The sequence below is a fragment of the Streptomyces sp. NPDC041814 genome, from assembly GCF_055590565.1.
The window spans coordinates 20,606-27,825 of record NZ_JBVJAM010000023.1; the positions used below are offsets into that span (position 1 = coordinate 20,606).

The window sequence follows — 7,220 nt, forward strand, 5'->3', positions numbered from 1 at the left end:
AAAAGGATCATCGGAGTTAGTAAGGTGGCTGCCATGACTTCGCCCTCCCCCGGCGACCGCGAGAAGGTCGTCTCCAAGCTGCCCCCGGTACTGCAACAGGACCTGAAGATCCGGGCCGCCCAGCACACCATCGACATCCAGCACGCCGTCGAAGCAGGCATCGAGGCGTGGCGACGGCTCGGCTCCAACCTCTCCCCCATCGACACCGCCGGAGCCAAGTCCTTCGCCACCTTCCTGCCTGACGGCCAGTGGGACGGATTCCGAGCCGACTGCGCCTCCAGGGGCGTTTCCCTCATCCAGGGCCTCGCCCAGTCCGTCGTGATGTGGCTGGAGACGAACCCGGCGCCCACCGTCGTACGCCCCGAGCACCCGAAGCGCATCATCACCTGCAACCAGAAGGGCGGCGTCGGCAAGACCGCCATCGCCGCAGGCACCGGCGAAGCCCTCGCCGAGGACCCGGGCGCGCTCCACCCGGTCCGCATCTCCAAGCACTTCGCGGCCGCGCTCGCCGAGGACGAGGACCCCTCGCCCCTCGACTACGAAGACCTCCCCGGGCTCGGACTGCGCGTCCTCCTTGTGGACTTCGACCCCCAGTGCCACCTCACCAAGCAACTCGGCCACCAGCCGCTGCCCATCGAGGGCGACAGCCTGACCAAGCACATGGCCGGTGAGGCAAAGGGCAGCCTCGCCGATCTCGTCGTCCCCATCGAGGACCCCCGTTTCGGCGACCGCCTCCACCTGCTGCCCGCCTGCACCGACGCCTTCCTCCTGGACGTCAAGCTCTCCGGGGTCCGGGCCCGCGAAGCAGCTCTGGAACGCGCCCTGTCCGCGATCGAGGCCGACTACGACGCCGTCATCATCGACTGCCCGCCGAGCCTCGGTCTCAGCATGGACGCCGCCGCCTACTACGGCCGTCGACGCCAGGGCGAGGCCCCGGGCAACTCCGGCGTCCTCGTCGTCGTCCAGGCCGAGGACAGTTCCGCCGACGCCTACGGACTCCTCACCTCCCAGATCGAGGACCTCCGCGACGACATGCACCTCGAACTCGACTACCTCGGCATCGTCGTCAACCACTACGACGCCCGCCGCGGCTACATCGCCACCTCGTCGCTCAACTCCTGGATGGACATAAAGGATCCCCGGGTCGTCGGCGTCATCGGCGACCTCAAGGAACAGAAGGAGGCCGTACGCGTGAAACAGCCCCTGCTCGCCTACTCCCCCCGCTGCGACCAGGCCGTCGGCCTGCGCGCCCTCGCCCGGGAGATCTCATGAGCAAGGCATCCCGGCTCGGCGCCGGCTCCTCCTTCGGCCAGACCCAGTCCATCAGCGCCCGCCGCGCCGCCATCAACGAGGTCGCCGCCGCGCCCACCGAGGGTGCTCCGCCCCCGGTCGAGCTCCCCGTCGACATCATCAGCCTGAACCCCGACAACCCGAGGTCCGACCTCGGCGACCTCACCGACCTCGGCAACAGCCTCCGGGACCACGGCCAGAAGACCGCGATCAGCATCATGGGCCGTTTCGCCTACCTCGAAGGCAACCCGGGCCGCGAGGACGACCTCGAACCCGGCACCAAGTACGTCGTCATCGACGGCAACTCCCGCCTCGCCGCCTCCCGCGAAGCCGGCCTCACCCAGATCAAGGTGATGCTGGACGACAAGCTGGGCAGCAACCCCGACGAGATACTGGAATCGGCCCTCGTCGCCAACATTCACCGCCAGGAGCTCAACCACCTCGACGAGGCCAAGGCCCTGGAACAGCTCCTGAAGATCCACGGCACCCAGGAAGCCCTCGCCGCCCGCCTCCACCGCTCCCAGGGCTGGGTCTCCCAGCGCCTCGCGCTGCTGTCGCTGACCCCCTCACTCAAGGAGAAGCTCCAGTCGGGCGAGGAATCCGCAGCCACGCTGCGCCTGGTCGGCAAGAAGAAGGCAGAGGACCAGGAGGCCCACCTCCAGCACCTGAAGGCCACCAGGCAGAAGCCCCGCCCCCCCAAGCAGAAGCAGCAGTCCCCCGCGGAGCCCCCCACCCGCCTGCCGTCGACCGACGCCTACACCCTGGCGAGCCTGATCATCGAGGAGCTCGACGTCTCGTCCCGCCGCAAGCTCACCGAGCTGCTCGTGGACTTCAAGATCGAGGAGTCGAAGCGGATGAGGGCGGAGAAGTAGCCGCCGCACAGGGCTGGGTGCGCACTATTACGCCGTAATAATGCGCACCCAGCCCTTCGATTATTACGGCGTAATAATCGAGGCCGGGGCCTGCCTCCCGCCCCCACGGCGGCGCTGGTACGAGACGGTCAACGCGCCGAGCAGCGGCCCCCAGGCCACCAGAGGCAGGTAGAGCAGACCCACGACCACGCTGCCGTGCGCGGTCAGGTCGGGGTGGGGAAGCGCCCACCAGGCGACGAGTGGCGTCCACAGGACCGTCAGCACCAGGGCCCCGAAGGCAGCCGGAACGACGACGGCGAGCCGGGGGAGAGGGCGCCCGCCGAGCAGGGGGACCCAGCGGGGGAGTACCTCACCCCACGGCCGCACGAGCCCGAGGGCCAAGATCGCGAGCGCTTCGCTGAGCACACTCAGACCGAGCGCGTAACCCGCGCCCCAGCCGGTGAAGTCCATCGCCGCGTAACCCGCATCGGTGTAGCCGGCCGTGTGGCCGGTCGCCAGAAGAAGGCGCCAGATGCCGGTCGGCAGTGTGACGAGCATGCAGAGGTGAGCGGCGCAGACTGCCCAGCGGGGCGGTGTGGAAGTCATACGCACCATCCTTTCGGCGCAGCCTCCCGCAGTCGTCGCCTCTGAGTACGAGCTCCCGCTCGGCCGGAACGAGATTCCGCCCCACTGCCTCGCCCGTGCGGGGGAGACCGGCCTCCACCCACGGACTGCCCGCAGTATTACGCCGTAATAATCCACGCACAGGCCCACCGACCGCCGGGACTATTACGCCGTAATACTGCGCAGCCGACGGCGTGCGGCTACAGGCTGACTCCACCCGGCCCCGCCAGCCTGGACGAACCACGTGGGATTCTGCAGCCGACAAGCCTGCCACCGACGCCGCCCGAACAGTCGCGCTCAGCGCGGCAGTGTGGCGAGCCAGCCGGTCAGCAGGCTGTTGACCTCGTCGGGGCGTTCCTGCTGGATCCAGTGGCCGCAACCTTCCAGGATGTGGGAGGCCGACAGGCGGGGGAGCGTAGTGGGGTAGGCGGCGATGGCGTCGGACAACCATGTGGTGGATGCGTCCAGAGCGCCGCCGATGAACAGGGCAGGCTGTTCGACCGGGGCGCCGCGGTAGCCGGCGAGGTCTTCCCAGTCGCGGTCCATGTTGCGGTAGCGGTTCAGCGCACCGGTCAGACCGGTGCGCTCGAACTCCCCGGCGTAGGCGTCGAGGTCGTCCTCGGTCAGCCAGACCGGCAGCGGGCCGGAGGGGAAGCGGTCGCACAGCCGCCCTCCGCGGGCAACGAAATGCGGGTCGGGCTCGCCTTCGGCGGGCATGGTGCCGGCGGACAGGGCCATGTAGAAGCCGGCAAGCCAACGCCGGACATCGGGCTCGATCTCCGCCTCGGCCCGGCCGGGCTCTTGAAAGTAGGAAACGTAGAACTCCTGCTCGGGGCCGCCGATCTGTCCGAAGACGTCGGAGGGGCGGGGCCCGCCGGGCGGCGCATAGGGCACGCTCAACAAGCCGACCGCGCGGAAGACCTCGGGGTGGAGCATGGCGGAGGTAGCGGCGATGTTGGAGCCCCAGTCGTGGCCGACAATTACCGCGCTCTCCTCGCCGAGAGCGCGTACGACAGCGACGTTGTCCTCCACCAGGTCGAGCATGCGGTAGGCGTCGGGCACGGAAGGCTTGGAGGAGCGACCGTAGCCGCGCACATCGATCGCCACCGCCCGGTACCCGGCTGCGGCAAGGGCCGGGAGCTGGTGGCGCCAGGAGTACCAGAACTCGGGGAAGCCGTGCACGAGCAGGACCAACGGGCCGGTGCCCTGCTCCACCAGGTGCAGACGCCCGGCAGGTGTTTCGACGGTGCGGTGGCTGGATGCGAGGGTCGGCTCGGATCCCATGGGAAGTCTCCTCGGTTCGCAAGCGATCAGCGGGAACCCGTTGATCATGCAGCGTGACGACCACTCAACGCGATCTACGTTGCCAATCCGGCAAGAACGGAGGCCAGGACAGCCAAGCCACATGAGGAAGAAGCTGCCCACGCTGTTTCCTCATCTCGCCGCAGGTTGTCAGTGCCTTCAGTCATGCTGCGACTGACAGGAGTCTGTTCGGTCGGCCGGCCCGCGTCGGCCGGCGGAATGAACGGGCTGCGAACGCGCGAAGGGGGCGGGGTAGTGGTAGTGAAGGCGACCGAGGAGCAGGCGGCAGCACGGGACGCCTTCACTGCCGGCCATGACCTTGCTCTGGTGGCCGGCGCGGGTACGGGGAAGACGTCGACGCTGGTGATGATGGGGGCGGCGTCACGCCGGCGGGGCATGTACATCGCGTTCAACAAGCCCATCGCGGTGGAGGCCAAGGCCCGGTTCGGATCCAACGTCCACTGCAGCACCTCGCACGGACTGGCCTACCGTGCGGTGGGAAACCGCTTCCAGACCCGCCTGGAGGCCACACGGCACATGCCTCTGTGGCGCACGGCGCAGCTCCTCAACCTGGACCGGGATCTCGCCGTCGGTAGCCGTCGTCTGAAAGCCACGACTCTCGCCCACCTCGTGATGGAGATGGTGAAGCACTTCTGCTACTCCACCGACGAACAGGTCACCGCCCGCCACCTGGGCACGGTCAACGGGCTCGATGACGCCGGGCAGCAGTACGTCGTACAAGGACTCCTGCCCCGGGCGCGGTGGGCATGGGACGACATCTGCTCCGTGAACGGCACCCTGCCCTTCACACACGATCACTACCTGAAAATGTGGGCGCTCACCCGCCCCAAGCTGCGCGCCGACTACATCCTGCTGGACGAGGCACAGGACACCAACCCGGTCCTCGAAGAGATCTTCCTCGCCCAACAGGCCCAGCGCGTCTGCGTGGGAGACCCCTCCCAGCAGATCTACGAATGGCGCCACGCCAAGGACATCATGAGCGGCTTCCCCGGCGCGCGAATGGAACTCACCCAGTCCTTCCGGTTCGGGCCGCCCATCGCGGACGTCGCCAACCACTGGCTGCGCGCGGCGACATCGAGCATGCAGCTCACCGGTCACGCCACGGAACCGTCCGAGCTGACCGAGGTGGACATCCCCGACGCGGTTTTGTGCCGGGGCAATGCCGACGCCCTCGCCGAAGTCCTGCGCTTCCTGGACCGGAAGGTGCCCGTCGCCCTGGTGGGCGGTGGAAAGCCACTGCTGAGCATCGCGAAGGCGGCCATCGACCTCCAGGCCGGGCGACGCACCTCGCACCATGACCTCGCCCTCTTCTCCTCCTGGGGCGAGGTCCAGGAGTACGCGGAACAGGACTCCGCCGCCGCCGACCTGAAGGCGATCGTCGACATGGTCGACACCTACGGGCCCCACCAGATCATCCGCACAGTCCAGCAGATGAGCGACGAGGACCAGGCCCGCGTCGTCGTCTCCACCGTGCACAAGGCCAAGGGCCGCGAATGGAACCGTGTCCGCATCGGCCCCGGCTTCACCCCACCCGATGACAACGGAGCAGTGCATCCCGCCCTCGCACGCCTCGTCTATGTGGCCGTTACCCGAGCCCGCACCCAGCTCGACACTGCCGGCATCAAGCGGCTGCAGACCCGCTTCACCACCGCGACTGCGAACACCACCCCCGAAGGCATTCCGCTGGCACAGCTGCCCCTGACCGGACAGCTCAAGTACCCACGCTCTCCAATGTCCACGTTCCTGGCCCGGCACCTGCCCCACCCCGAACGTGTCATCGCCTCCTACAGCAGGCACATCCAGGGCCTTCCGCACCCCGTCCAGCCCCTGAACGAACGCCGCCCCGATTACGCCGCCCTCGGCCACACCATCGACTACCGGCTGCGCCTGGTCCTGGGCTCCGACCCGGGCCCCGCCGCGCAGGCAGGCATCGACCTCATCGGCAGCAGCCACCCCATCGAAGGAGCACCCGCCACAGCGGTCCGCGAGAACCTCTACATGCTTGGCAGCGGCGTTCTGCAACGCCTCCGCGGCCACCTAACAGACGCTACCCGCCGCCTCGACGACGAGGAATTGACCAGACTCTGCTTCGTCACCAGCTTCTTCGAAGCCATCTACCGCAACGGCACCTTCCCCCGCAAACGCAACCTCCTCACCCTGGTCGACTCCCACACCACCATCAACGGCCTGATCAGTGCCGTACCCGCCTACGTCCTCGAAGACATCGCCGAGCAGATGAACCTCGCCGAAAAGCCCTTCGCGCCCCTGCGCGACCTTCCCGCACACCAACGAGTATGCGGACCGACGTTCACCGGCAGCACCGACGTCCATGCCGACGCTGACTTCATCACTGGTGGCTTCCTTATCGACTGCAAGGCCACCACTCGGCCCCACCGCCTGGGCAAAGACGAGGTACAACAGCTCGCCGGCTACCTCCTCCTCGACTACGACAACCAATACGACATCCACGACCTTGGCCTCTACCTCGCCAGGCAAGGCTCCCTGATCCGCTGGAGCGTCCCCGAATTCCTCACCACCATGGGCGCCAGCACCCCGCTCCCGCAGCTGCGCGCGGCACTACGCAAGCACCTACGCGTCTTCCGCTCCAACAACCGGGGCTGACGCCCTGGCAGAGCAAAGACTTCAACGGAGCTGGGGCAAGTCGGCAGGACCCTAGGCCGGGCCTGGCCCCAGCCGTGGTGTGGCTGGTGAGTAGGACTGCGTATCCGTCGTGCTTTTGAGTCAATGCGTGGTGTGGTCGTCTTCATGGGTCTTGTGGTTTCGGTTGTCTCGCATGTTGATGGGTACTGCTTTCGGTGTGTTGGTTGGGAGCATCCGGTTTATGTGGGTGCGGTTGGAGTCGGTGGTTGTTGGGTGTTCGGCGTTGATTGGGGCCGGGGTGACGATTCGATGAGGCATCGTGGTGAGTGTGCCGTCGGCCGGGTCTATCCGGTCATGCTCGAAGCCGGTGTGGCGGGGAGGGGTGGTGATGCGATGGACAGTTCCGTTCTACGATTTCGATGGCGAAGCTGCTTGGTGATGGTTGGCATTTGGTTTTCAGTGGTCGGTGTTTTGTTTTCAGTGCTGGGTTATGCCTGGTGGTGGTGGGTTGGTTGGTCGTTTGCTGAAGGC

5 protein-coding genes and 1 pseudogene are annotated in these 7,220 nt (G+C 67.3%); 4 read left to right on the forward strand and 2 right to left on the reverse strand.

Features of this window, described 5'->3' with window-relative positions; translation table 11 throughout:
- The first annotated feature begins 33 nt into the window (after nt 1–33).
- Both ACZ6C6_RS34875 and ACZ6C6_RS34880 read left to right on the forward strand, forming a co-directional pair.
- Nucleotides 34–1,272 carry a ParA family protein gene (locus ACZ6C6_RS34875; RefSeq protein WP_469208874.1) on the forward strand — a complete coding sequence of 413 codons (1,239 nt, stop codon included), beginning with the start codon at nt 34–36 and terminating at the stop codon, nt 1,270–1,272.
- Entirely contained in the window at nt 1,269–2,162 is an 894-nt protein-coding gene (locus tag ACZ6C6_RS34880) for a ParB/RepB/Spo0J family partition protein (protein WP_469208876.1), read from the forward strand. The genes ACZ6C6_RS34875 and ACZ6C6_RS34880 overlap by 4 nt, the downstream gene beginning before the upstream one ends.
- Nucleotides 2,163–2,225: 63 nt before the next feature.
- On the opposite strand, the gene ACZ6C6_RS34885 is transcribed toward ACZ6C6_RS34880, so the two are convergent.
- Nucleotides 2,226–2,756 (reverse strand): hypothetical protein, encoded by a 531-nt coding sequence (locus tag ACZ6C6_RS34885; RefSeq protein WP_469208878.1) that lies wholly within the window; start codon nt 2,754–2,756, stop codon nt 2,226–2,228.
- 306 nt (nt 2,757–3,062) lie between these two features.
- The gene (locus ACZ6C6_RS34890) at nt 3,063–4,049 is read right to left on the reverse strand and encodes an alpha/beta fold hydrolase (protein ID WP_469208880.1); all 987 of its coding nucleotides are present in this window, start codon (nt 4,047–4,049) and stop codon (nt 3,063–3,065) included.
- A gap of 273 nt (nt 4,050–4,322) precedes the next feature.
- Here ACZ6C6_RS34890 and ACZ6C6_RS34895 point away from each other — a divergent pair, with 273 nt between their 5' ends.
- Both ACZ6C6_RS34895 and ACZ6C6_RS34900 read left to right on the forward strand, forming a co-directional pair.
- Nucleotides 4,323–6,710 (forward strand): UvrD-helicase domain-containing protein, encoded by a 2,388-nt coding sequence (locus ACZ6C6_RS34895; protein WP_469208882.1) that lies wholly within the window; start codon nt 4,323–4,325, stop codon nt 6,708–6,710.
- 132 nt (nt 6,711–6,842) lie between these two features.
- Nucleotides 6,843–7,220, forward strand: a pseudogene (locus ACZ6C6_RS34900) (hypothetical protein); the annotation flags it as partial.